This is a genomic window from Actinokineospora sp. (genome assembly GCF_052390155.1).
In the GTDB taxonomy this organism is placed as follows: Bacteria; Actinomycetota; Actinomycetes; order Mycobacteriales; family Pseudonocardiaceae; genus Actinokineospora.
In genome coordinates this window covers 1-25,146 of sequence record NZ_JBQTHF010000097.1, presented here as the reverse complement: position 1 = coordinate 25,146, position 25,146 = coordinate 1, and the positions used below count along the sequence as shown (strand labels likewise).

The following is a 25,146-nucleotide window of genomic DNA, read 5'->3' as shown; positions in this document are numbered from 1 at the left end:
GCCACCCTCGCGGGCAGCGCTACCGGTGTGTTCGTCGGCATGATGGCCAGCGACTACTTGCAGGGCGCCCGGCTGGACCAGATGAACGGCTATATCGGCACCGGGTCCGCGTTGAGCGTGGCGTCTGGCCGATTATCTTATGCGCTGGGGTTGCAGGGACCCGCGTTGACGGTGGACACGGCCTGTTCGTCGTCGCTGGTCGCGATCCAGCTCGCGGTGAACGCGCTGCGCTCGGGGGAGTGCGATCTGGCGCTGGCAGGCGCGGCGACGGTCATGGTGACTCCGCACTTGTTCGTGGAGTTCAGCAGGCTGCGGGGTCTGTCGCCGACTGGGCGGTGCCGTTCGTTCTCCGACGACGCCGACGGCGCGGTCTGGGCCGAAGGCGCCGGGATGGTCGTGTTGAAGCGTCTGAGCGACGCCCAACGGGACGGCGACCAGGTGCTGGCGGTGTTGCGTGGCATCGCCGTCAACCAGGACGGCCGCAGTCAGGGCCTGTCCGCGCCCAATGGTCCCGCGCAGGAGCAGGTGATCCGACGCGCCCTGGCGCAGTCCGGGTTGGCGCCCGACGACCTCGACTACGTGGAGGCGCACGGCACCGGCACCACGCTCGGTGATCCGATCGAGGCGAACGCCCTGGCACAGGTCTTCGGTGCCCGCCGGGATCGCCCGCTCTACCTCGGTTCGCTGAAGTCCAACCTCGGACACGTCCAGGCCGCGGCGGGTGTCGCCGGTCTGATCAAGGTGGTGCAGTCGCTGCGGCACCAGACGCTGCCCGCCACGTTGCACGCCGACACGCTCAGCAGGCACGTCGACTGGGACGACAGCGGGCTGCACGTCCTGCGGGAGGCCGTTCCCTGGCCTGCGAGCCCGGATCGTGTGCGTCGGGCCGGGCTCAGTTCCTTCGGTATCAGCGGCACCAACGCGCACCTCGTCATCGAGGAAGCACCGCGGACAGACCCCGAGACCACGGAGCCGGTTCCGGTCGGAGCCCGGCTGTACGTCGTGTCGGGCCGCGGCGCCGACAGACTGCGGGCTCAGGCCGTCCGGCTGGCGGCCCACCTGACCGAGAACACCGACCTGTCCGGCGTCGCCGACGCCCTGGCGCACCACCGCAGCCACTTCGAGTGGCGGGCGGCGATCGTGGCGGGCGATCGGGAGGAACTGCGCGAGGCAGTGAACCGGCTGGGCGACGGCCGGACTCCGCTCACCCCGCCCCGGGGCGAGGACACCGGCAAGGTCGCGTTCGTCCTGCCCGGACACGGCGGGCAGTGGCCCGGCATGGGACTGGACCTGCTGGGTGACTCCGAGCCGTTCCGCGCGGAGCTGACCCGGATCGATGAGGAGATCCAGCGGCAGGTGGGCCGGTCGGTGCTCGATGCGCTGCGCGCGCCGGAGCCGGTGGACCGGACCGAATTCCTGCAGCCGGTGTTGTTCGCGCTCAACGCGGCGCTGGCAGCCCTCTGGCGTTCGCTCGGTGTCACCCCGGACGGGGTCGTCGGCCACAGCCTCGGCGAGATCGCCGCCGCCTACTGCGCGGGGGCGCTGTCCCTCGGCGACGCCGTTGCCGTGGTGACCGGCCGGGCCCGGGCCGTGGCCCCGCTGGTCGGGCGGGGCGGCATGGTCTCCGTGCCGCTGCCGGTCGCCCAGGTCGAGGAACTGCTCGTGCCGTTCGCGGGCCGCCTGTTCGTCGCCGCGGCCAACAGCTCCGGCTCGACGGCCGTGTCCGGCGACATCGACGCGCTGGCCGAGCTGCGCGGGCGGCTGGCGGAGCTGGGTACCGACGTCCGGGTGTTGACGACGCCGTTCGCGTCGCACACCCCGCTGATGGAGCCGCTGCGCGCGGAGCTGTCCGAGCGGCACGCCGAGATCCGCGGGCACGCCGCGCCGACCCCGCTGTACTCGACGGTGCTGGCCGAACCCGTCGCAGGCGAACGACTCGACGCCGACTACTGGTTCAGCAACCTCAGGGAACCCGTCCGGTTCGCCGACACGATCCGGCGGATGCTGGACGACGGCTACCGCTACTTCGTCGAACTCAGCCCGCACCCCACGCTGCTGTCGTCGGTCGAGACGGTGGCCGCCGAAGCGGGCATCGCGGCGGTCGGCGTCGGTTCGCTGCGCAGGCAGCGCGGCGACCACGAGACGGTGCTGCGGGGCCTCGGCGAGCTGTACGTCGCCGGACACACTCCACAGTGGACGGCGCCGTCGGTCCCCGGCAAGCGCGTCGCCCTGCCGACCTACGCCTTCGCCCGCGAGCGCCACTGGCTCACGCCCGCCCCGGCCTCCTCGGCAGGGCGCGGCTCCGAGCTGCTCGGCACGCACGTCGAGTTCAGCGACGAGCCCGGCAGGCACCTCTTCCAGGGCGAGGTCGACCTGCGGGACAGCCGCTTCGGCTACCTGGCCGACCACCGGGTCAACGGCGAGGTCTGGCTGCCCGGTGCCGCCTTCCTGGAGATGGCGCTGCAGGCCGCGACCACGGTGGCCGATGGGCACGACGTGCACCTGGCCGAGGTGCTGTTCGAGCAGCCGCTGCGACTCGACGCGGAGCGGCCGGTGCGGCTGCAGTTGGTGCTGCGGCCCGGCGAAGACGGCGACCGGTCGTTCACCATCTCCTCGGCGTCCGCCACGGGCAGGCCGCGGTGGGAACGGCACGTCAGCGGGCGCGTCGTCCCGACCGGCGCCGAGGTACCGGCCGACCTGAGCCTCGCCGCGGTGCGCGGGCAGTGCGCCGACGAGATCGATCCGGCCGCCGTGTACGCCGGGCTGAGCGCCCGCGGCATCGACTACGGGCCGGCCTTCCGCGGACTCGCGCAGGGACAGCGCGGACCCGCGGCGGCCGTGGGGCGCCTCGCCGCCAGAGCCGCCACGGGCTACCTCGTGCACCCCGCCGTCCTCGACGCCGCGTTCCATGCCTGCGGTCTGCCCGGCGAGATGCCCACCGACCGGACGTTCGTGCCCGCCGGGGTCGGCCGGACGCGCTTCACCGACGCGACCGGCGCACCCACGTGGGTGAGCTGCCGCCTGCGGTCCGTCTCCGATGCCGCCGCCACCGTCGACCTCGGTGTCTGGGACGAGAACGAGCGGCTGCTGCTGGCGATCGAGGATCTGCGGCTCGCCGCGCTCCCACCACGCGACGGGGCCCTGTTCGAGACCCGCTGGCAGCCGCGCGGGGTGTCGTCGGCGGCGACCCCCGCCCGGCGAAGCTGGCTGATCCTGGCCGACGACGGCGGGGTGGCCGCCGAACTCGGCGACCGGCTGGGCTCGGTGCCGCACGTGATCGCCAGGAGAGGCACTGCCTACGCCGTCGAGGGTGCCTGCCGCTATGTCCTCGACCCGACCGATCCCCGGCACCTGGACCGGCTGTTGCGCGAGGCGTTCGCGGACGGGTCGCCCGACCAGGTGGTCCAGTTGACCGCGCTCGACGCCCCGGCGATCGAGGACGCGGCGTCCGCGCGGGAGTCGGCACGGCTGTGTTGCCTGAGCACGCTGCACCTGGTGCGGGCGCTCGCCGACAGCTCGAACGGTCCGGCTCCCCGCCTGTCCGTCGTCGTCCGCGGCAGCCAGGCGGCCGGTGACAGCACCGTCGTGACCAACCCGCAGCAGGCGCTCGCCTGGGGCTTCGGGCTCGCGGTGGCGCAGGAGTACCCGGAGCTGGCGACCACGCTGATCGACCTGGGGACCGCGGGCGTCGACGCCCTGTGGACCCAGCTCTGGCACGCCGACGACGAACGCCTGGTCGCACTGCGCGGCTCCGCCCGCCTGGTGCCGCGGCTGGCCCGCACCCACCCCGACGGCGACCCCGGCGCGACCGCGGTGGACGGCGTGCACCTGATCACCGGCGCGCTGGGCGGGCTCGGCAAGGTCGTGGCCGAGCGACTGGCCGGACGCGGCGTCCGCCACCTCGCCCTGATGAGTCGCGGGGTGCCCGACGCGGAGACCGAGAGCTGGATCGCCTGCCTCGAACAGCGGGGCGTCACCGTCCACCTGGCACGCGCCGACGTCACCGACCGGGACGGTCTCGGCGCGGCGCTGGACGCCGTGCGCCGCGCCGCGGGCCCGATCTCGATGGTCGTGCACGCGGCCGGTGTGCTCGACGACGCCACGGTGGCGAACCTGACCGACGAGCGGGTCCTGCGGGTCCTCGCCCCCAAGGTCCTCGGCACCGTCCTGCTCACCGAACTGGTCCCCGAGGCGAACCTGGTGCTGTTCGCCTCGGCGGCAGGCCTGCTCGGCTCGGCCGGGCAGAGCCCGTACTCGGCGGCGAACGCCTTCCTCGACGCCTGGGCGCACCACCTGTCGCGCACCGACCGCCGGGCACTGAGCCTGGACTGGGGCGCCTGGTCCGGCGTCGGGATGGCCGCCGAGTCCGACACGGCCGCCCAGCTCAGCCGGTCCGGCCTGATCGCCTTCACCCCGCAGGAGGGCGGCGACCTGTTCGAGCGGGTGCTGGCCACCGGCCGCCGCCAGCTCGCACCCATCGCCCTGGACACCCAGCGGCTCGGACTGCTTCCCGACGCCGTGCACACCCGACCGATGCTCGCCGACCTGATCACCGCACCGACCGGTGCGGACACCTCGACGGGAGCCTCGGCCGACCTCGCGACGGCGGTCTTCGCGGCAACCACCGACCAGGACCGGCTCGCCCGCCTCGACGTCTACGTGCGCGCCCGGGTCGCCGAGGTTTCCGGGGCAGCGGAGATCTCGACCCCGACCACCTCCCTGAAAGCACTGGGCCTCGACTCGCTGATGCTCGTGCGGCTGCGCAACTCCTTCGTCCGCGACCTCGGCGTCGAGATCCCCACCACCGAGGTGTTCACCGCCGCCGACATCGGCGTCCTCGCCCAGACCCTGGCGCGGGCGCTGCCGGTCCGGGCGGTGGCCCCGACGCGGGCGGCCGAGATCGTCGCCGAGGTGCCCGATCAGGACAGGCGGCCCGCGACCCGCGACGTGGTGCGCCTGCTGCGCGGCGCCCAGCCGGGCATGCCTGCCGCGGCGCACGACGTGGGCCTGGCGACGCGACTGACCACGCCGACCACCCGCGACCAGCTCGGCGCGATCGTCGAGGGCCTCGTCGCCCGGCACGCCGCGCTGCGCACGGCGATCGAGCACACCGACATCGGCGGCTGGCAGCTACGGGTGGACCGGACGGTGTCCGAGCCGGTGCTGCGCTGGTCGACCGTCGACCACGAGGTCGACGCCGCCGAGCGGCTGCGCCTGCTGCTGGAGCCGCCGTTCGACCTGCGGCGACCGTCGTTGTGGCGATTCGAGTTGGTCGACGCGGGCGACCACGGCCAGACCCTGGTGTTCGGCGCCCACCACGCGGTGAGCGACCTGCAGTCGTTGCTGCTGATCGCCGCGGAGATCGACGCCGCGCTGGGCGGTGCCACGCTCGATGACACGATCACCAACCGCGATGTCGACCTGCTCCTCGACGCCCAACAGGGCGGCACCGGCCCGAACGCGCAGTGGCGCGAGTCCTTCCAGGGCAGCAGGCGGCTCGACCTGGAACTCGCCCGGCCCCGCCCGCCGCGGCGTTCCTACCGCGCGGGCAGCGTGACCGTGCCGATGCCCGACGGGCTGACCGAACGGATCTTGGCCGCGGCGAGCGGGCTCGCGATCACCCCGGCCGCCTTCTGCCTCGGCACGCTGACCGTGCTGCTGGCGAGGAAGCGCGAGCGGGAGCGGTTCGTGCTCGCCGTCCCCGTCGACACCCGCATCCACGCCGACGCCTACGACGCAGTCGGTTTCTTCGGGGTACCGGTGCCGTTTCCGGCGCAGGCGCGGGCAGGCGAGCCCGCCGCCGAGGTGCTCCGTCGCACGGACGCGCGGCTGCAGCAGGTCCTGGCCAGGGGCGCGAGGTTCTCCGACGTCCTCGCCACCCTCGCGCGGCAGGGACTGCACCGGGACAACGCCCCGCTCGTCGAGGTGTACTTCAACTTCATCCGATCCCCGCGCGGGCTCGACCACCTAGAGGTGCTGCCCGCGGGCACCGGCTACTCCGACCTCGACCTGATGATCACCATGATCCCGGACGAGGCGATCATCCGGTTCGACCACAACGTCGACATCCTGGACGCGGCGACCAGCACCGGCCTGGGCGAGGAGTTCGTGCGACTGCTTGAAGAGCTGGCGCACGACGCGACCGAGCCGGTGGTGGCGGCACCCGCCGTCGAAGCCCCGGCACCTCGTCCGGCGCTGGCCATCGCGGCCACCTTCGCGCTGGGCAACCTGCCCCTGATGTGCCCGGCGGCGGTCGCCGACGGTCACGCGGACGCGGGCCCGTTCGTCGCCGAGGCGCCGTACCACCAGGTCCTCGCGACCCTGCGGGACCCGTCCGGGGTCTTCGCCGACCCGTCGACGGCGATCGGGATCGTGCTGCTGCGGGCGGCCGACCTCGGCCGGTTCGGTCCGGTGGACGACAACCTGCTCGCCGAGCTGCGCACCGCCTACCCGGCGGCGCTGCGGGCACTGGCGACGCGGACCCGCACGCCGCTGGTCGTCGGCTTCCCGCCCACCGCGCACCAGGAGGACCGCCACGCCCAGTGGGAACGCGACGTCGCGGCCGACCTGGCCGAGGTGCCGGGCATCGCGGTGCTCGGCGCGCGGGACTGGGCCCGACACCACGCCGGGAACCCCTTCGACGACCGGACCGAACGGCTGGCCCACCTGCCGTTCACCGCGCCCTTCCAGGCTGCCGTGGCACTGCGCGTCGCCGAGGTGGTGCGGGCGGTGCGCCGCCCGGCGCCGAAGGTGATCGCGGTCGACGGCGACGAGACCCTGTGGGGCGGTGTCGCGGGCGAGATCGGTCCCGAGGCCGTCGACCTCACCGGCCCGCGCGCGCTCCTGGCGCGCAGGCTCCTGCGGTGGCGGCAGGCGGGCGCGCTGCTGGTGTTGGTCTCCAACAACGACGAGGCGACCGTTCGAGCGGTCCTCGACCGCCGGGACAGCGTGCTGAAACCGGAACACTTCAGCGTTGTCTCCGCCGAATGGGGTCCCAAGCCGAGCAGGCTGGCCGACGCGGCGAGGACGCTCAACGTCGGGGTCGACAGCGTCCTGTTCCTCGACGACAACCCGGCCGAGATCGCCAAGGTGCGCTCGGCGCTGCCCGAGGTGCTGTCGGTGACCTGCCCGCCCGCGGACGAACTGGAGGAGTTCCTGTGTCGACTGTGGCCGCTGGTCCCGGTGGCGGCGACCGCCGAGGACGGGCGGCGTGCCCGGTTCTACGAGCAGGAGCGCGAGCGCGATGTCGCCCGCGAACAGGCCGGTTTCGCGGAGTTCCTCGCCGAGCTGGAACTTGAGGTCGAAGTCACGGTGGTGTCCGATGTGGACCTGCCGAGGGCCGAGCAGCTCGTGGCCCGCACCAACCAGTTCACCCTGCGGCCCCGGTCGGTCGACGGTGACGTCGTCCGGTGGCGGGAGCGGGGCGAGCTGTGGATGGCCGCGGCCCGCGACCGGTTCGGTGACTACGGCCAGATCGGTCTGCTCGCCTTCCACGTCGACGGCGATCGACTCGACCTGACGGCGTGGTCGATGAGCTGCCGCGCGCTCGGTAGGGGTGTCGAGGAGCGCCTGCTGCGGTGGTTGGCCGACCGCGCGGACGAACTGGGCTGCGCGAGCGTCACGATGTCCGTGCACCGCACACCGCGCAACGCGCCTGCGAGGCGGCTGCTGGCCGCCCTCGGCGGCGGTGTCCAGGACGGCGACCACATCGAGGTCGTGGTCACCCCGGACCAGCTGCGGGCCTTCCGCTCGTGGGAGCAGCAGACCAAGGAGAGCTTCGATGCGTGACCTGGACGACGATTCCGGCCAGCGTGCGACGGCGGTGTCCATCGAGCGGGGTGTCGGACTCAGCGTGGACGACCTGCTGGCCAGGGTGCCGGGTCCGGCCGCGGCGGGTCCTGGTTCGGCCCGGCCCCGAGACGTGGCGGGTGTCGCCGCCGCGATCGCGGCCGCGGCCGGACGCTACCTGCCGGACGGTCACCTCCCGCCGGACACCGACTTCTTCGCCGCCGGTGGAACTTCGCTGCACGCGGTGAACCTCGTCGCGGATCTGGAGGTCGAACTCGGCGTCGAGTTCGACCTCGACGAGGTGTTCGCCGACGCCCGGCCGGTCAGCCTGGCCCGGCGCTGGGCGGCGGCCACCGGCGTCGACCTGCCGAGCGAGGCCGCGCTCGCGGGCGGCCACCCGGACACCCCGGCCGTCGACCCGGCTCCGGCGTCGGCAGGCGATGGCGACCACACCAGGGCCCGTCCCGACGACCTCCGGCAGATCCTCGCCGACCTGGCCCTCGCCGACCGGCTGCCCTTTGTCGACGTGCCGGAACCGTTGCCGCCCAAGCGGATCCTGTTGACCGGCGGCACCGGCTTCCTGGGTGGCCACCTGCTGCTGGACCTGCTGCGGCACAGCGACGCCCACGTGTACTGCCTGGTCCGCGCCGCCGACGAGGCGGCGGCGCTCGCCCGGCTCGGCGCGGCGCTGAGGAGCTTCCGGCTGCCGTGGTCGTCGGAACTGCGCAGGCGGGTGACCGTGCTGCCCGGCGACCTGCAGCAGCCGCGGCTCGGTCTTTCCGACCAGGTGTGGCACACCCTGGCCGACGAGGTGGACAGCGTCGTCGGCGTGGCCGCGGCCGTGGACTTCCTGCGGGGCTACCACTCGCTGCGACAGGCGAACGTCCTCGGCACGGTGACCCTGGCCGAGTTCGCGGCCACCGGACGACCCAAGCCGTTGCACCACGTCTCGTCCATCGCCGTCTACAACGAGGTCGGCATCACCGCCATGGGCGAGGACGACCCGCTCGCCCACGTCGACCGGCTCATCTCCGGCTACGACCAGTCGAAGTGGACGGCGGAGGTCGCCCTGCGCCGGGCCCGCGACCACGGCCTCGTCGTCACGGCGTTGCGCCCTGGTGGCGTCGGCGGCCACACCAAGACCGGCGCCCACAACCCGCAGGACCTCAGCAGCGGCCTGCTGTCCGTCTTCGCCCGCTACCGAACCGTTCCGGCCTTCCGCTACCTCAACGCCGCCCCGGTCGACTGGATCAGTCGGGTCGCCGCCGCCGTCGTGTGCGAACCGGACGCCTGGGGCTTCGACTACAACCTCACCGGCGTGCCCGCCACCCTCGACGACGTGCTCGCCGACATGGCGCTGAGCGGGATGAACCTCCGCGTCCAGGAGTGGGACGAGTGGCGCGTCGACACCCTCGCCCGCATCGAGGCCGACGACATACCAGAACTCGCGTTCATGGCCAGGGTGCTGAAGAGCCCCACCGCCCTGAAGTTGTGCGAGGCGACCCTGAAGGGCCCGGCGGCCCGCGCCGACCGCACCGCGGCGTTCGTCGAGGCGGTCGGACTGCCCGCCGCCACCCGCTTCGACGGGCAGGCCCAGTTGACGACGTTCGAGCGGCTGGCCGAGGCCGGTCTGTCCAGGCTGCCGCACAAGGACGACCAGCCCTACCTGTGGTTCGCCGAGACCACCGAAGGTGCCGTGGGACCGGTCGGCGAGCCCGCAGACGTCCCGTGCTCGATGGCGTTGACGCTGTCGCTGGCGAGCATGTACCAGCTCGTGCGGGAACGCCGGGTGGACGTGACCGGCGAACTCGTCTGCCCGGCCGTGCACGCGCGGCCGCTGACCGTGGAACGCGGCGACGTCTGGATTCGCCCAGACGAGGGCATCCCGCGGCAGAACGGCCTGAAGCACCCGCTGCTGCGCTACCGAATGCGTCTGCGCGACGCCGACGGCGGCCGGTGGTGGTTCGAGGGCCACAAGTACTCGAAGGTCCACTGGAACCTGTGGCGGCAGTGCACCACGCTGACCGTGGAGATCGGCCGCGACGGTGAGCGGGCGAGCCTCGACGGTGAGCTAATCGTGCCGCGTGATTCGTACGTCCGCGACCAGATCGAGGGCATCAGGGTCGACCCGCGCCTCACCGACCGGGAGCAGCGGGCCGCCAAGCTGACCTGGCTCGCCTGGTTCGGCTGGGAGATGAGCCGCGGTCTGCTGCCGCCGTTCACCCGCGCGGCGGCGGACCTGCTCGACCTGCGCCGCACCCCGGTCCTTGAGGAGCGCCACTGATGTTCGGCAGGAAGAAGTCCCGCACCACCGTGCCCGCCCTGCGCAGGGTCAGGACCACCGCGACGCTGCGCCCGCTGCGGCACCGCCTCGACCCGTCGGCCGTCGAGGAGATCCCGTTCCTGGCGGACGACGGCCTACGGATCGGTCTGACCCGGGTCGACACCGGCGAGGCCGACCGCCCGGCGGTGCTGCTCCTGCACGGGCACACCGCGTCCGCCGACATGTTCCTGGCGCCGGAGATCCGCAACCTCGTCGACGTCCTGGTCGACAACGGCTACGAGCCGTGGCTCCTGGACTGGCGGGGAAGCTGTCGGTTGCCGTACAACGAAACCGGTCGGCGCTACACCTACGACGACGTCGCCCTGTACGACATCCCCGCGGCCGTGTCCCACATCCGCGGCCGGATCGGCGACCGCCCGTTGTTCGCGGTCGCCCACTGCATCGGTTCGATCGCCCTGGCCATGAGCATGACGGCGGGGCTGGTGCCGGACCTGGCGGGCGTGGTGTCGCAGGGGGTGTTCCTGACGCCGAAGCTCGCGGGCCGGATGTCGCTGCGGATGTCGGTGGCCGGGGAGCTGATGAAGTCGAGGTTCGACCACATCCCGGTCGACTTCCGCAAGGTCGGCCTGCGGTCGAAGTACACGCCCCTGTTCGCGCTCGCCTCCCGCGGGGCGAGCTGTCCCGACCCGACCTGCCAGATCCTGCACAACTCGGCCTGGGGCATGGGGGTCTCGCTGTTCGTGCACGAGAACCTGTCCGCGGAAACCCACGACCGGCTCGCCGACCTGCTCGGCCCGGCACCGATGTGGATCATGCCGCACCTGCGCCGGATGGCACTGGCGAACAGCGTCGTCCGCTGGCACGACACCGATCACCGTTACCGCGCGCTGCCGGTCAACGCGCTCGACGCGGCGGACCGCATCGACACCCGGGTGCTGCTGATGGCAGGCACGGAGAACGGGCTCTGGGGAGACTCGCAGAAGGTGTGCCACGAGGTGCTGGCCCGCAGGCAGCCCCTGCTCGACGTGGCGTACGTCGAGATCCCCGGCTACGGCCACCTGGACACGTTCGTCGGCCGGGGTGCCGCGCTGGACGTGTTCGGCCACATCGTCGACTTCCTCGACAAGCAGGACGCCTCCCGGTGACCGGCAGGCTGGTCGCATGTGGACGGTGGGGCCGGCTGGTCGATGCACGCCTCACAACGCGCGCAGGTGCTCGATCGTGAGACGGTGCCGCTCGGTCAGTCGCCGGGCGATCAACGAGCGGTGGCAGGCCTCCGGGTCGCGCTCGACACAGAGCAGCGCCGCGGTCCCGCCGCTCGGCAGCGCCGACACGATCGGCGTGAGGTCGGCGCGGTCGAGGATCTCGGTGGTATAACGGCGGGTGTACTCGGCGGCGAGCGCGCGGCGCGAGCGCTTGCCGACCCCTTGGCGGTCGTCCTCGGCGTACTGGAGTTGGCGTAGCTCGGTGGTGGGCGCTAGCTCGGGGTGGTGCTCGTAGGCGATCCGGGCCTGGGCGAGGGCCGCCTGTAGCCGACGCGAGTTCGCCCAGGCGTACTCGGATCCGCGGACGCCGCGGCGCTGGCGTACGTCGAGTAGCAGGCAGACGTCCGCGTGCCGCAGTCGGTGCAGGAAGGACTCGCCGTCGAAGCCATAGACGCCGATTGTCACCATGCTGAGCATCGGAGATCACCCACCTGCCTGCTACTCGTCCCGGTTCGACCGGCGGCCCTACCGGGGTCGCATCACGCGACGGCGGTCCCCTCAAACTCGACCATCAGGTCGGGGATCGCCAGCCGGGTCACCCCGAGCATCGTGGTGGTCGGTGCCACCCCGGCGGCGCCCAACCGCGACGCCAGCACGCCGTAGTGCTGGAATAGCAGATCGACGTCGGTGGTGTAGACGTTGAGCCGGACGAGATTCGCGAGGGACATGCCTGCCTCGCCGAGAATGGCCTCCAGGTTGTCCAGGCTCAGCGCCACCTGGGCCGCCATGTCACCGGCATGCTGGGGCTTGCCGTCGCCGCTCATCGCGGTCTGCCCGGAGCAGTACAGGGTCCGGGTGTGCCCGGAGACGATCTCACCCTGGTTGTACCCCAGCTCCAACGACCACGTCCACGGGTTGACCGCCGTGTGCTCCACTGCCACTTCAGCTCCATTCGATTCATCGAGAGGTACGTCCAGCGGCTCGGTGGCCACCATCTCTGACGTCGTGTGGGCCAGCCTCCCCACGAATCACGACATCCTGTGTCGTGTATTCCGGTAACGTTTTCGTATGCGCGCCGACCGGTTGGTCTCGCTGGTGCTGCTGCTGCGCCAGCGCGGTCGGCTGTCCGCGGCCGCGCTGGCCCGCGAGCTGGAGGTGTCCACCCGCACCGTGCTGCGCGACATCGAGGCGCTGTCCGCGGCAGGTGTCCCGGTCTACGCCGAACGCGGCAGGCACGGCGGTTTCGCGTTGTTGCCCGGTTTCCGGGCCGAGCTCACCGGACTGAACCACGACGAGGCCCTTGCCTTGCTGGTCGTCGGATCGCGGCGCGGCGCGCAGGCATTCGGCCTCGGCTCGGCGCTCGCTTCGGCGATGCTCAAGGTGGTTGACGCGCTACCCGAAAGCCATCGGAACACCGCGGCGGGCGTGGCCGAGCGATTGCTCATCGACCCGGAGACCGACCTGCTCTCGCGTCGGCTGGCCACTGAGGACGTGCCCGACACCGTAGTCGCCGAGGTCCGGCGCGCGGTGTTCGCCGGACACAAGCTGCGCATCCACTACGCGGCAACGGGCCAGACGCCACAGTGGCGCACGGTGGACCCGATCGGCCTGGTCACCGTGCGCGACAAGGGCTACCTGCTGGCCACGAGATCCGGCGCGGACCGCACCTACCGGCTGTCCCGGGTCCTGGCCGCCAAAGAACTCCCCGAACCCGCCCAGCGACCGGATCGGGTCGATCTGGACCGGGCCTGGCAGGACCGCGGCACGCGGTTTCGGACCGGCGGCGACCAAGTCACCGTGCTGGTACGGGTGGACCCGGCGCGGCGGGAGGACCTGGTGGGCACCGCGCTGGCCGTCCGCGCCGAAGAAGCCGACTCCGACGGCTGGCTGCGGCTGGAGGTGACCTTCCAAGATTCGAGACACGCCGAATGGGCGCTGTGGCAGCTCGCCACGAACGCGGAAGCCCTGGCCCCGCGGTGGTTGCGCACCTCCCTGCGCAACCGCGCCACCGCTATCGCCACCTGCTACGAAGCGTCATCCTGAGAGTCGACCAGCTCGTGCCTACGGCACCTTCGTCCGGTATGACGGGCAGGGCCGACCGCCGGTCACCGACGGGCCTTTCGCGGAGACCAAGGACCTGATCGCCGGTGGCCCTCACGCTGCGCGCCGTCGGTGGCTTGAGCACCCGGCAGATCGCCCAGGCCTACCTCGTGCCGGAGGCGACGATGGCGCAGCGGATCAGCCGGGCCAAACGCACGGTCGGTGACGTGCGGTTCGATCAGCCAGGCGACCTGGCGACCGTGCTCCGGGTGCTCTACCTGGTCTTCAATGAGGGCTACACCGGCGACGTCGACCTGGCGGCCGAAGCGATCCGGCTCACCCGGCAATTGGGGTCGATGACCGCTGACGAGGAGACCGCTGGGCTGCTGGCGTTGATGCTGCTGTACCACGCTCGGCGACCGGCGCGGACCCGGCGCGACGGCAGCCTGGTCCCCTTGACCGAGCAGGACCGCTCCCGCTGGAACACCTCGCTCATCGCCGAGGGCGTCGCGGTCCTGCAAGCGGCGCTGGGTCGCGACCGACTCGGCGAGTTCCAGGCCCAGGCCGCCATCGCCGCCCTGCACGCCGACGCGCCGCGCGCCGAGGAGACCGACTGGGTGCAGATCGTCGGTTGGTACGACGAGCTGCTCCGGCTCACCGGGAGCCCGATCGTGCGGCTCAACCGGGCCATCGCGATCGGCGAGGCCGATGGCCCCGCGGCAGGCCTCGCGGCCTTGGCCACGGTGGACCCCGGCCTGCCCCGTTACACCGCGGCCTCGGCGTACCTCCACGAGAAGGCGGGCGACCTGCCGACCGCGGCACGGTTGTACGCCGACGCCGCCCGGACCGCCCCCAACCTCGCCGAACGTCACCACCTCACCCGGCAGGCAGCGCGGATCAGCCAAGCGCCGCTGGGGTGAGCCGGTCGGTGAAGGTCTGCTCCGCGGCGGCCATCCGCAGACTCTCCAGGGTGTCGATCTGTGTCCGAGCCCGGTCGATGAGGGTGTCGAGCCTTCGCGTGTCCAGGGCGGGATGGGCCTCGGCGATGCGGCGCAGCGTCCGCCATCCCGCTGCCTTTCCCTCCACCCCCAGGCGCATCGTCTCCAGTTCGAGCACGCTGCTCAGCGGCGATCGGCGCAGCAGGTACCGGTTCGGCTTGAGCCGGGCGGCCTTCTCCCCGACCCACGCGAGGACACCCTTGTAGCGGCGGACCGGGACCTCAAGGGCGGACATGAACCCGACCAACTCCCGCCGGTCCTGCTCGATCTCGACCGCGATCCGTGCCAGGTCGGCCCCCGCCGGAGTCCGCCGGTGCGCGCGGGCGATCCGATTCGCCAGCTCGCCGCCCGCCACCGCGCCGCCGAGATGGTCGTTGAGATAGATGCCGAGCAGCCGCGGCTCATAGCGCCCGAACGCCGATTCGGTGTCCACTGAATCCTCCTTCTGCGGTCGGTCGAACCGCGCTAGTCCGGCGGTTCCTGAGGCTGCGGCGTGCCCGCGGTCGGATCCGGCGCATCCTCGGCCCGGCCGGTTTCCGCGCCCGCGTCAGCGGTCCGGTGTCGCCCGGGTACGGCCGTCCTCGTCGCCTTCTCCACGTAGTCCGAGAGGGGAGCGGTGGACACCGGAGTCTCGTCGCCTGCCATGTAGGGAAGATGCCCACCCGCGGACGTTTCCACACCTCGGTGCCCAGCGGACCCGTTCTCGGCGTTGCCGGTCTTATGTGTGGAGGGGATGGGGTATGCCGTCGGGGACGCGGGTTCGTGCGTCGATGAGGGCGAGGCGGAGTTGTTCGGCGCTCAACCCTCGCGCGCGGCTGAGGTCGGTGCCCCGCAGGTCGCATTTGGTCAGGTCGGCGCCGGTGAGGACCGTGTCGGTGAGGGTGGCGGCGGTCAGAGTGGACTCGGTGAAGTCGGTTCCGGTGCAGTCTGCGGCGGTGAGGTCGGCGCCGGGAAGTTGGGCCAGACGCAGGCATGCGTTGCGCAGCTTGGCTTTCGTCGCGGTCGCGCGGGCGAGGTTCGCCTCGCCGAGTCGTGCGTCGTCAAGGTCGGCGTCGGCGAGGGAAGCGCCGTTGAGGTCGGCGCGTGTCAGGTCGGCTCCGGTCAGGCGGGCGCCCCGGAGGTTGGCTCCGGCCAGCCGCACGCGACGCAGGTCCAGCGGTGGTTCGGGGATCTTCCGCGAGGTCTTGCGCGGTTTGCGCAACACCGCGACGGCGGCGCTGAGGTCGTCGCGGCTCGCCACGGCGTCGGGTTCGCCGTCCTGGGTGTGGTGTCGCAGGAAACCGGTGATCGTCTCCAGTGTCATGTCGCGGTCGTTCGGCGAGTCGGACAGGATCCTGCCGAGCGCGCGGATGCCGCCCGCGCGGCCCGTTTCGCCTGCGGACATCACGTGGTCGACCGCCGCGTTGAACCGGTCGGTGAGCTGCTTGTCGCGTTCGAGGAAGTACTTCCTGGCCGCGAAGTAGAGCCCGATCGCCGCGAAGACCGCGGTGATCTGTCCGCGGATGCCGTTGAGCGCGTCGATCCGTTCCTTCGGTCCGAGCAGGGCGAGATCGCTCCCGGCCAGCACGGTGGCCAGGGGGCCGAACAGCGCCCAGAGCACGACGACCGAGCCCACGGCGCCGAGCAGGATTCTCAGGTTCCGCATGCCGACATTCCACTACCGACCGGACGGATGCCGTGACGCAGGGTGGCCTGCCCCGGTACTCTTCGGCGGCCGAAGGGGAGATCAACATGGTCGATGTGCGCGCGAAACGCCTGGTTCCTGACCAGATTCAGGGCCGCAACCCGCACCACGTGAACCACGACGACGAACTGGACACGGCGATGGCGGTGGCCCGTCGCGGGAACGGCAACCAGATCGTGGTGCTCGCGGGTTCGCCGGGCGTCGGCAAGACCGCGACCGGACTCGAACTGTCCCACCGGCTGCGTGGCGAGTTCCCGGACGGCAGGCTCTTCGGCCGGTTGTCGACGGGTCTGGACGAGCCGGGGGTCGAATCGGAGATCCTTGGCGACTTCCTCGGCGCGTTGGGCGTCGCGCCGCAGGACATTCCGGCCCGGCAGGACGCCCGCAAGGCCAAGTTCCAGGCGATGACCGCGGGTGGCAGATACCAGGTGTTCCTGGATGGTGCGGTGACCGCAAGCCAGGTGCGGACCTTGCTGCCGGGAGACGGTGAATCCCTCGTCGTGGTCACCGAAGGGCGGCCGCTGTCGACACTGAGCGCCGACAGCCCGGTTACGTTTCTGGATCTGAGTCCGCTGCTGGAGCGGCCCGCCCGCGAACTGCTGGGCCGCATCACCGGCGCCGATCGGGTCGCCGCCGAGCCGGCAGCCGTCGGTGAGGTGATCCGACTCTGCGGGCATCTCCCGATCGCGCTGTGCGTGGTCGGTGCGCTCGTCGCCCGCTCCCGCGGCCGGACCTTCGCCTCGGTGGTCGAGCGGCTCCGTGACGAACGCGGGCGACTGGCCACCCTGTCGTCGAACGAGGATCTGTCGGTCACCTCGGTGTTCACCGCCGCCTACCGCCTGCTCGGCGACACCGCCCAGGTGTGCTACCGCGCTCTCGGTCTGCGCCCGCGATGCGCGGAGATCGGTGCCGACGCCCTGGCCGCCGCACTGGACCTGCCGAACTACGAAGTCGTCGAAGCCCTCACCGAACTCGCCGACGCCAGGCTGGTCGACGAGATCGCGGCCGACCGGGTCGGTGTCCGCGAACTCGTGCGGTTGCACGCTGAGCAACTCGATCAGCGACCGGCCGGGGAACGCGACGCCGAGACCGCGCGGCTGCTTCGGTACTACCTCACGCACACCGCGGCCGCGGACGACTTGGTGTCACCGCGACGTCCCTGGCGCGACTCGATGTTTCCCGGACTGGAACGGGCGGAACCGTTCGCCGACGAGGCGGCGGCGCGGTCCTGGCTGCGGATCGAGCGGGCGAATCTGTGCTCCGCGCTCGAACACGCATACGACATCGGCGAGTTCGCCATGGTCGTGCGGTGGTGTGTGCTGCTGTGGCCGTTCTACGAGAAGGAGAAGTGCCTCGGCGACCTGTTCGCCACCCACGATCTCGGCCTCAAGGCCGCGCGGCGGCTGTCCGACGCGGCGACCGAGAGCTTGATCCACAGCCAGCGGGGATTCGCCCACTACTGGCTCCGCGACCTCGATGACGCGGTCAAGGCGTTCGAGGCGGGAGTGCGGCTCGCGACCAGTGTCGGCAGGATCGACCTTGAGGCGACCGCGGCCGAGGGCCTCGGCCTTGCCAGACTCGACCAGGGCAAGGCCGACGAAGCGTCGACGGTGCTCAAACACAACCTCGACCTGGCCGTGCGCATCGGCGACGAACGCAGGGTCGCGCTGGCGAAGTTCCACCTCGCCAAAGCCCTCGCACCGCGGTTCGCGTTGGCGCTGCTGTACGAGGCTGGGCAAGCGTTCGCGGGCGAGCCCGAGAACCTCGCCAAGGTCGCCATCTGGCGGGGGCGGAAGTACGTCGACGACGACAAGGTGGACGGGGTCGAGCCGGATCTGGTCCACGCACTCGACGTGATGGCCAGCCGCGGCAGGCGATTCGACCAGGCGCATGCCCTCGTGGTGCTCGGCGACCTGGCGGTGCGCCAAGAGGACGCGAGCAAGGCCGCCGAGTCCTATCAGGAGGCCCTGACCATCCTGGACGACCTGGGGTTCGCCGCGGCCGCCGTCGAGGTTCGAACCAAGCTCACCGCGATGCGGTAATCGGCTCGACGGTGATCCGGTATTCCCGCGCCCCGGCAGTGATCAGCCACTCGCCCGCCAGATCGGTCACCGGCGCGCCGTCGCCGACCCAGGTGTACGCGGCCGACGCGAACAGCGTGGGGCCTGTCCCGGGCCCCGTGACGGCCAGGACAGTTCCGTCGCGGTCGCCGAGCAGCCAGCGGGCCGCGTCCGGCGCAATGGCCAGCAGAGCGCCGGGCAGGCGGGCGAGGGTGTCCGTGATCCACTCAGCCGTGTTCTCTCCCGGCGCGCCGATGATCAGGTCCGCCAGCTCCAGCCACCGTCGGCGCGGCTCGTCCACCCGCACGGCGAGATGATGTCCGCGGGCTACCCGCGGATCATCGCGCAGCCGCTCGGCCGGAAGGCGGGTGATCACCGCCGATCGCGGGCCGGTTCGCCGTACCCACACCAGGTGCGCGCTCGCTTGGGCCAATGCCGTCGTCGGCAGGGGGATGACGTCGATGTCCGGCGGTGACTCGGGTTCAGCCAGACCGAGCACCTGGCAGAAGACGGTTCGCAATCGGGCGGCGGCCAAACCGGGTTGGGAGGTGGCGAGATCGGTGATCGCCCGCAGCCTGCCGTCATCGGCGCCGGTCAACGCCGCCCGCACTTGGGCCGCCAATTCGGTAGTCGAATCCAGCGCAGGTGCCGCGGCCAACATGGCCGCGATCGGGGAATCGGGACCCACCGTGTGCCCTGGCGCGCACGCCAGCAGCAGCGGAGTCCCCAATCCCGCCGAATAGAAGGAAACCGACCCCTGGTCGCCAATCGTGAGATCCGCCGCCACGAGCGCCGCGCGCCATTCGTCCACGTCGTCGAGAATGTGCACGCCCGCCCGCCGCGCGGCGGCCAGCCATGTCGAGACGGACCACTGGGAATGTTTGGACACGATGTTCGGGTGCAACGCCAGCAGAATCGTGAACTCGTCTGCGGGCAACTGCTCGGCGAGCCGTCTCGGCAGATCCGGGCACGTCTCCAGCAGAGAGTCCTGCCCCCAGGTCGACGACACGACGACCAGATTCTGCTCAGGCGCAATACCGAAAGCGCGCCGATAACTCGCGCGCAACGGCTTGCTCGCCACGATCCGGTCGTAGACCAGGTCACCCGCGACCACGGCCACATCGGCGGCACTCGGGCAGTCCCGCCGTAATCGAACAAGCTGCTCTTCGTGCGACAGAACGATCACCGACGGGACGACCTCGCCGTCATGGATCAACCATTCAGGAGACAGCCCGAAGACCGGCTCCCGGCTCCCGGCTCCCGGCTCCCGGCTCCCGGCTCCCGGCTCCCGGCTCCCGGCTCCCGGCTCAGAGTCTTATTGTACCCCATTCCATGGGGTACAACGGCGAGCGGGAAACGCAATTTGTGCAGCTCGCCGCCATAACTCGCGGATATTGCCAGGTCGAAGGTCGACCGGACTGCGTCGGCCCAATGGATCTGCCGGACACCCTTCGCTGCCAAGAACTCTTCGGTGCCTTCGTCAAAAGCCGATGAGCCCGTGCGGGTGAATATAATCTCGACTCGGTCGTCCTCGGCCAGGACCGGCAGCACGTCAAATAACCGCGTCGCCGCAGTCACGTTGTGGGCGATGGCCAAGACCCGTCGATCGGTTCTTTTCGTGGACCAACGATCGGAATTCGTCGACGTTCGAGCGTCCTCGGCGGCAGGCACAGGCGCAGATGCTAACCGACCCGCTTGGCGGGACAACCCGCCTCGCCCACGAGTGGGTAGGCCCGTGAATCGCTACGGCAGGTCGGATGCCACAGCGAGGATCCATCAGCCCCAAGCAGTGGATCGGTTTCACGACCGCTGGTGGACGACGTCGAGTTGCTCTTGCCGGTCGGTGATCTCACCGTGGACGGGTTCGCGGAACGGGATGATCACCTCGCGGACGCCGTGGTAGCCGCCATCATCGACCACCGGCCGCTAGTTTGTTGGTCGACGGTGAAGCACTAACCGTTCAGCGGGTCCAGGCAGATGGTGCGGCTGCTCTCCGGGGTAGATGAGCTGCCAGCCGAACGTCGGCCGACACACCGACGGGTCGACGCGATTCGTAGGTGGCGTCGGGTGTGGCGCAGTCGACCTGCTGCGCCAGGATGTCCGCGCGACCGACCGAGACGACCGTGATCGCGTCAGGGAGTTGATCAGAGAGGCGTTGAGCCTCGGTCGCGGCACTGGAGGATCGGCTGTCCGGCGGGGCTCGCTTAAGTTGACCACTTCCTGACCACCGGTCCGGTCTGGGCCGAGCCGGCCGCCTGAACACGCTGCTCTGGTGCCCCCGGCAGGGCTCCACAAGGATGGGAACGGATCTGACCAGCCGGTTTTCACTGGCTTGCTCGTGATCGGGGGCAGTTTTCAGCTCGACGCGCCTGGCGGTGCGTGATGGGCGCGGTCCGTCGTCGCGACCAGCCGAAACCGCAGCGGGTCGAGTCCGCAGTAACCACGATCATGGGCACAGTCGTCGGTCTTACGTTCTTGTTTGGGTTCGGCAACGTGCTCAATCTTGCGCTCCGGCTGGGCGTTCCCGTTTGGGTTGCTCCCTTGGTTGCACCAGCGGTCGACCTGTCGATTCTGGGGCTTCTCCTGGCCATTCGCTACCTAGCGCTCTCAGGGGCCGACGAGGCGCAGTTGCGCCCAGCTCGCCGTCTGTTGATCTTCGCGAGCGTCGTTACTTTGGCGCTGAACGTGGCCGATCCGCTGGTTGCTGGTGAATACGGAAAGGCGGCGTTCGACGCCGTGGGTCCGTTGTTGCTGATCGGATGGGCAGAGGTCGGTCCGGGACTTCTCCAGACGATGGCGACAGTGAGCCAGCGGGATCTAGTGGAACTTGAGGTCCGGTCAGAAGCTCGCACATTGGCGGTGGATGGTGTCGAGAATCGATCCTCGATTGAACATGACAACATGCCTACGAAAGGATCTGATCTGCCGCGATGGATCGATAACGACCTCCTGGAGAGGGCAAAACGCGAAGACGCCAACCACTGGATACTCCATCGCAGGCCGATTTCGGCTGAGACGCTCAGAAGGCGGTTGCGCATCGGAGCCGGACGCTCCCGTCTGCTGGTCTCCATGGTGCGCGAACAGCGCGGCGGGCTCAATGCTGAGGTGGCGTGACCAGCGGACAGTTGGGTTCGCCATACCTGGTTTCATCGAAACCGCAGGCGTTCAGAGGCGAGTCGGCCTTGTGGTTAAGAACCGACCGGAGGTTCTGTTGAGTCGCGCGTCGAACCGGGGCGTCTCTGCCGATCGCCAGTGAGGACCGCCTGTTCGGAGGGCCTTGTTTTGTGACTCGACCGAACTCCGCCGCCAACCTCACTCGGGAATGGTCGAACCGCTCGTTCCGAACTGCTGGCTGAGATCATCCGCGAGCTGACGAGCCACACGGCGCAGAGCGGTGATGTCGTCCTCGGCAGAGAACGCGGCCTCCACCGCCACCGGATTACGCACCGCCCGCGATCCCGCAACGCGATGAAAGATCGAGCTTATCCCGCCGCCGAGCCGATTGTCGATCACCTCCAGCGGCGCATTACCGCCTGCCTCATCCCTCAAAAACGCTGCGCGCGCCAGGATTGTCCCGACCGCGCCGAGCCCGCGGACATGGGTCGCCGCCAGCGCGACTGCCTCCGCGATCACAGCATCGATGAGTCTGAGTGGCACTTGCATGGCAGTCGGCGACTGGCCGAGGATCTGCGCGCCCCTGATGAACGCCCCCAGCGCGATCGCCAGGGCAACGGAGCCGTCGTGATGGAGTTCCACCAAGGCCCAGTCGACCCGTTCATGGGCGTCCGTTGAGTAGTGATTCGATCGGATGACCCAACGCCGCAGGCCGTTCCTCGGGTTGTTCACCGCGTCGCTAGCGAACAAGTCGTTGAGCACTGGTACCCGGCCTTGCGCCTGCCCGAACACCTCGGAGACCAACTGCAACGCATTTCGCATCGTCGCGGTCGTCTGCTCGCGTTGCGGACGTCCATTCAGCAGAGGCAACGGTGCGACGGGCCGCGCCGACACCGCCATCCAGATGCCCTTCTCGAAGTCGATCTCAGGGACCAAGCCGTCGATCAGGGCGCTCAGCGCCGCCCGGTCGTCGGCCCTCCGGGAGAAGCGATCACGATAGGCGCGTTCGAGTTGGCCCTCCGACATCCAAAGCGTGTCTGACCCATTGCGGAACGGGATGCCCATCTCGTTCCTCTCACCGATCACATGAGGCGCATCCGGGCTCGGAGGCACAAGTACAACAATCAGGCCAGGAGCTCCATCCTCGCCGTCGAGCGCCTCGATAAGCAGACTGTCCACCAAGGGCCGCAGATACTTGTTGACGAACGACCGCATGGCCTGCCGGTCCCGCTCACCGTTCGGCACACCGAGCAGCTCGACCGGCTGCTCGTTCTCCTCACGAACCCCAAAGACGATCAACCCGCCGCGGGTGTTGGCCATCGCCGCCGCATCCTTGGCGAACTCCCACTTCTTCTTCTCCTTGACGTCGGGCGGCAGATCCTTCTTCCAGGCCAGGTCCCTCTTCCAATCGAGGTCCTCGCTCTCACGCACGCCCTGGGCTACAGCCTGCTCCACCATGCCGTAGGTCAACGGCTGCGGGGAGAGCCCAAGTTCGGCGTGGAGCCGTGACCACATGATCGCCATCAGTCGACACTAGCCAACCCCGCGGGGCGACCGACGCGGGCCGAGGTGGCTAGGCCAGTTGTCTGTCCGTATCAGTCGGTGTCGATGACCGGGTCCAACGCAGGATGTCTGGTTCGCGGCGGGACACGTAGAACTCGCGTAGCGCTTGGCGCGCTTGGTGAGTAGGGATCAGCGCGTGGCCGGGGACGTCGAACTCCGGCTGGTCCGGTGCGCCAGCCTCACCCACGCTGAGAAACTCGACGTTGTCGTGGTCGTGGAACACGGCGTAGCTGAGGGCACCGCCGAGGCTGACACAGATCCCAGGGGCCATCCACATCCCGCCGGGCAGGTACAAGTCGACTTCGACAGGGCGCACGCGGTAGGCGGCGACCTCGGCAGTGATCCAGTCCAGACGCTCGTCAAGTTCCTCGACGGTGGCCACTGGCCAACTGCGGTGCGCGATGTCGAGCACCGTTTCCCCGACCAACAGAACAAGCTCGGTCAGTGCGCCACATTCGCGGTTCCTACTCAAGATTGCCTCTGAGGCCACAGGCGGCTCCGACTGATCTCGTGATCCATCTGCGACGGCGTGCGGGTCTCGACGGCGTGCGGGACGAACGTGTTGGCCGCCAGCCACGTGCCGACGACCTCGGGTTCGGTTGGGATCGTTCCAGCCGGGAAGTACGCGCCTGACAGGGTGTCGGCACGGTCGAGATCCCAGACCACCACCCGGAACCACAGGTCATCCCAGTCGACGGTGTCCCGAGCCGCCCACAGCGCGGATGCCGCACGCACCATGAGTCGCCGCGCGACCTGCGTAGCGGATTGCTCCCGGGTCTCCTCCAGACCAGAGGACTGTATGGCCGCCAGGGTCGCCGCGTGCCAACGGCGCCCATCGTCGCTGGACTCGATGAGCGTTGCCCACCGGACGGTCGGCGCTGAGCGTTCCGCCGCCGTGAGCGGTTCGTACGCCGTTGGGTGACCGGCGCGGTCGATCAGCTCGTGTTGATCGAGATCACGGTGGTCACCGAAAGCGTGCTGGATGACATGGGCAAGACGTCCAAGTTCTACTGACTGATCCCAGCCTTCGCCGACGTCGCTCTGGCCACGCATGACGGCGCGCAGCAACAGCAGAGCGTCATCTTGGGGCAGCGTGAGGACGATCTCGCCAGCGGACTCTGGCAAGATCCTCGCAGTCATCGCCTGGGTTTCCGTTGTGCCCCCGGTCATGTCAGCGATTGTCTGTTCGCCGGACATGCCCGTGGGCGATTGTGCTGCCACAGACGACGAGTTCACGCGATCGTGGGCTGGATTCATCCGGTTGGCCGACCGGTCAAGCGGTGCGTACGTGCCGCTGGCAGCCTGCGGGCAACTGCGGACGGTACGGGGCGCTCGCGCGGACTGCCCTGACGGTCAACGCAGAGCCAGCCGTCCACTGGCCCGGGAAGCCCGCTTCGGCGGACGCGGTGCGCGTTAGGGTGCCGTTCAGGAAGCAGGCTGGCGGACCTGGGAGTGTTGTGATTCGGTCGGTGGTGTTCGATGTCGGTGAGACGCTGTTGGACGATTCGCGCGAGTTCGGTGCGTGGGCCGACTGGATGGGTGTACCGCGGCACACGTTCTCCGCCATCTTGGGCGCGGTGACCGCCGCTGGCATGAACAACGCGGAGACGTTCCAGGTGCTGCGTCCGGGATTTGATCTGGAAGAGGAGCGTCAGCGTCGTGAAGAAGCTGGGGCTGGCGAACAGATCGACGAGACCGACCTCTACCCGGACGTTCGTCCTGCGCTCAGCGCGCTGAGGCGAGCGGGGGTGTGGACAGGTATCGCCGGCAACCAGACGATTAAGGCCGCTGGGCTTCTGCGGGCGTTGGGCCTGCCTGTCGATGCCGTTGCCACGTCGGGTGAGTGGAGCGTGGTCAAGCCCGACCCGGAGTTTTTCCAGCGTGTCGTGGAGATGGCGCCGGGCGAGCCTCACGAGATCATGTACGTCGGAGACCATCGCGACAACGACATCGTTCCAGCTCGCGCCGCTGGCCTTCGTCCGGTGTTGATTCGGCGAGGCCCGTGGGGCTATCTCTGGGCGCACGATGACGTCGTCGTCCAGAACGCGGAGTGGGTGATCAATTCTCTGTCCGAGCTGATCACCTTGGTTGGTCAAACCTCGAACTGCTGACCAGACATCAATTCTGTGCCGCGGAAGGTGATGTCATCCAGCGGTCGAACTCCGCTGTCGCCGAGTTAGATTTCGTGCTATTCGCGACGAGCATGTGCTGAATGATCTCGCGGACTTGTGGATGCACCTGCACATGCTCGGGTGCGATGAGACGCGCCGTGTTCAACACACTGAGGCTTATTCACGTGGCCGATCGGGAACTGGCCCGGCGTGTTGACGTGAGCGGCGGCCCGTTTGTTGAGAGAATTGGGTTACCAGACTCAGTTCTCACGAAAACGGACCGCCTGATATGTATCATA

The 25,146-nt window shown here is 70.0% G+C and carries 15 protein-coding genes and 2 pseudogenes; 9 read left to right on the top strand and 8 right to left on the bottom strand.

Annotation, left to right across the window (positions count from 1 at the left end; all coding sequences use genetic code 11):
* The 3 genes from ACT4N7_RS26555 to ACT4N7_RS26545 form a co-directional block, all read left to right on the top strand.
* The coding region (locus tag ACT4N7_RS26555; protein ID WP_444831589.1) for an SDR family NAD(P)-dependent oxidoreductase at positions 1–7,788 on the top strand (7,788 nt) is incomplete at its 5' end.
* Positions 7,781–10,072, top strand: coding sequence for a thioester reductase domain-containing protein (locus ACT4N7_RS26550; protein ID WP_444831588.1), 2,292 nt, complete (start codon positions 7,781–7,783; stop codon positions 10,070–10,072). The genes ACT4N7_RS26555 and ACT4N7_RS26550, both read left to right, overlap by 8 nt.
* A complete protein-coding gene (locus ACT4N7_RS26545) occupies positions 10,072–11,217 on the top strand; it encodes an alpha/beta hydrolase (RefSeq protein ID WP_444831587.1) in 1,146 nt (381 codons plus the stop codon). The genes ACT4N7_RS26550 and ACT4N7_RS26545 overlap by 1 nt, the downstream gene beginning before the upstream one ends.
* Positions 11,218–11,268: 51 nt before the next feature.
* Here ACT4N7_RS26545 and ACT4N7_RS26540 read toward each other — a convergent pair whose 3' ends face one another.
* Complete coding sequence (locus tag ACT4N7_RS26540; protein ID WP_444831586.1) at positions 11,269–11,745, bottom strand: DUF488 family protein, N3 subclade; 477 nt, start codon at positions 11,743–11,745, stop codon at positions 11,269–11,271.
* A 71-nt stretch (positions 11,746–11,816) separates the two neighbouring features.
* Positions 11,817–12,212: a RidA family protein gene (locus ACT4N7_RS26535; protein WP_444831590.1), complete on the bottom strand. Its 396-nt coding sequence runs from the start codon at positions 12,210–12,212 to the stop codon at positions 11,817–11,819.
* A 133-nt stretch (positions 12,213–12,345) separates the two neighbouring features.
* Here ACT4N7_RS26535 and ACT4N7_RS26530 point away from each other — a divergent pair, with 133 nt between their 5' ends.
* The 3 genes and pseudogenes from ACT4N7_RS26530 to ACT4N7_RS26520 form a co-directional block, all read left to right on the top strand.
* A complete protein-coding gene (locus tag ACT4N7_RS26530) occupies positions 12,346–13,320 on the top strand; it encodes a helix-turn-helix transcriptional regulator (protein WP_444831585.1) in 975 nt (324 codons plus the stop codon).
* Positions 13,321–13,342: 22 nt separating this feature from the next.
* Positions 13,343–13,426, top strand: a pseudogene (locus ACT4N7_RS26525) (YciI family protein); the annotation flags it as partial.
* Positions 13,419–14,237 (top strand): annotated as a pseudogene (locus tag ACT4N7_RS26520) (RNA polymerase sigma factor); the annotation flags it as partial. The pseudogenes ACT4N7_RS26525 and ACT4N7_RS26520, both read left to right, overlap by 8 nt.
* On the opposite strand, the gene ACT4N7_RS26515 reads toward ACT4N7_RS26520, so the two are convergent.
* Both ACT4N7_RS26515 and ACT4N7_RS26510 read right to left on the bottom strand, forming a co-directional pair.
* A complete protein-coding gene (locus ACT4N7_RS26515) occupies positions 14,215–14,748 on the bottom strand; it encodes a hypothetical protein (RefSeq protein WP_444831584.1) in 534 nt (177 codons plus the stop codon). The pseudogene ACT4N7_RS26520 and the gene ACT4N7_RS26515 sit on opposite strands and share 23 nt — an antisense overlap.
* A gap of 285 nt (positions 14,749–15,033) precedes the next feature.
* Positions 15,034–15,960 carry a pentapeptide repeat-containing protein gene (locus tag ACT4N7_RS26510; protein ID WP_444831583.1) on the bottom strand — a complete coding sequence of 309 codons (927 nt, stop codon included), beginning with the start codon at positions 15,958–15,960 and terminating at the stop codon, positions 15,034–15,036.
* A gap of 32 nt (positions 15,961–15,992) precedes the next feature.
* Between ACT4N7_RS26510 and ACT4N7_RS26505 the strand changes: the two genes are divergently transcribed.
* Positions 15,993–18,041, top strand: a complete 2,049-nt coding sequence (locus ACT4N7_RS26505) for a hypothetical protein (protein WP_444831582.1) — start codon at positions 15,993–15,995, stop codon at positions 18,039–18,041.
* Here the strand turns inward: ACT4N7_RS26505 and ACT4N7_RS26500 are convergent.
* Positions 18,025–19,245 carry a hypothetical protein gene (locus ACT4N7_RS26500; RefSeq protein WP_444831581.1) on the bottom strand — a complete coding sequence of 407 codons (1,221 nt, stop codon included), beginning with the start codon at positions 19,243–19,245 and terminating at the stop codon, positions 18,025–18,027. The genes ACT4N7_RS26505 and ACT4N7_RS26500 overlap by 17 nt on opposite strands.
* Before the next feature lie 1,196 nt (positions 19,246–20,441).
* Between ACT4N7_RS26500 and ACT4N7_RS26495 the strand changes: the two genes are divergently transcribed.
* Positions 20,442–21,173, top strand: a complete 732-nt coding sequence (locus ACT4N7_RS26495) for a hypothetical protein (protein WP_444831580.1) — start codon at positions 20,442–20,444, stop codon at positions 21,171–21,173.
* Positions 21,174–21,371: 198 nt separating this feature from the next.
* Here the strand turns inward: ACT4N7_RS26495 and ACT4N7_RS26490 are convergent, their stop codons facing one another.
* The 3 genes from ACT4N7_RS26490 to ACT4N7_RS26480 are packed head-to-tail and all read right to left on the bottom strand — an operon-like array spanning position 21,372 to position 23,906.
* Positions 21,372–22,697, bottom strand: a complete 1,326-nt coding sequence (locus ACT4N7_RS26490; protein ID WP_444831579.1) for an AlbA family DNA-binding domain-containing protein — start codon at positions 22,695–22,697, stop codon at positions 21,372–21,374.
* A 49-nt stretch (positions 22,698–22,746) separates the two neighbouring features.
* Positions 22,747–23,148 (bottom strand): Imm1 family immunity protein, encoded by a 402-nt coding sequence (locus ACT4N7_RS26485; protein ID WP_444831578.1) that lies wholly within the window; start codon positions 23,146–23,148, stop codon positions 22,747–22,749.
* A gap of 56 nt (positions 23,149–23,204) precedes the next feature.
* On the bottom strand, positions 23,205–23,906 hold the full coding sequence (locus tag ACT4N7_RS26480) for a hypothetical protein (protein ID WP_444831577.1): 702 nt from the start codon (positions 23,904–23,906) through the stop codon (positions 23,205–23,207).
* Positions 23,907–24,193: 287 nt separating this feature from the next.
* Between ACT4N7_RS26480 and ACT4N7_RS26475 the strand changes: the two genes are divergently transcribed.
* The gene (locus ACT4N7_RS26475) at positions 24,194–24,847 is read left to right on the top strand and encodes an HAD family hydrolase (RefSeq protein WP_444831576.1); all 654 of its coding nucleotides are present in this window, start codon (positions 24,194–24,196) and stop codon (positions 24,845–24,847) included.
* Positions 24,848–25,146: the final 299 nt, after the last annotated feature.

What these genes read in the sequence shown, in the direction of transcription:
- ACT4N7_RS26550 (WP_444831588.1), top strand. Translation starts at nt 7,781, where the DNA reads ATGCGTGACCTGGACGACGATTCCGGCCAGCGTGCGACGGCGGTGTCC.
- ACT4N7_RS26545 (WP_444831587.1), top strand. Translation starts at nt 10,072, where the DNA reads ATGTTCGGCAGGAAGAAGTCCCGCACCACCGTGCCCGCCCTGCGCAGG.
- ACT4N7_RS26540 (WP_444831586.1), bottom strand. Translation starts at nt 11,745, where the DNA reads ATGGTGACAATCGGCGTCTATGGCTTCGACGGCGAGTCCTTCCTGCAC.
- ACT4N7_RS26530 (WP_444831585.1), top strand. Translation starts at nt 12,346, where the DNA reads ATGCGCGCCGACCGGTTGGTCTCGCTGGTGCTGCTGCTGCGCCAGCGC.
- ACT4N7_RS26510 (WP_444831583.1), bottom strand. Translation starts at nt 15,960, where the DNA reads ATGCGGAACCTGAGAATCCTGCTCGGCGCCGTGGGCTCGGTCGTCGTG.
- ACT4N7_RS26495 (WP_444831580.1), top strand. Translation starts at nt 20,442, where the DNA reads ATGGGCGCGGTCCGTCGTCGCGACCAGCCGAAACCGCAGCGGGTCGAG.
- ACT4N7_RS26490 (WP_444831579.1), bottom strand. Translation starts at nt 22,697, where the DNA reads ATGGCGATCATGTGGTCACGGCTCCACGCCGAACTTGGGCTCTCCCCG.
- ACT4N7_RS26480 (WP_444831577.1), bottom strand. Translation starts at nt 23,906, where the DNA reads ATGACCGGGGGCACAACGGAAACCCAGGCGATGACTGCGAGGATCTTG.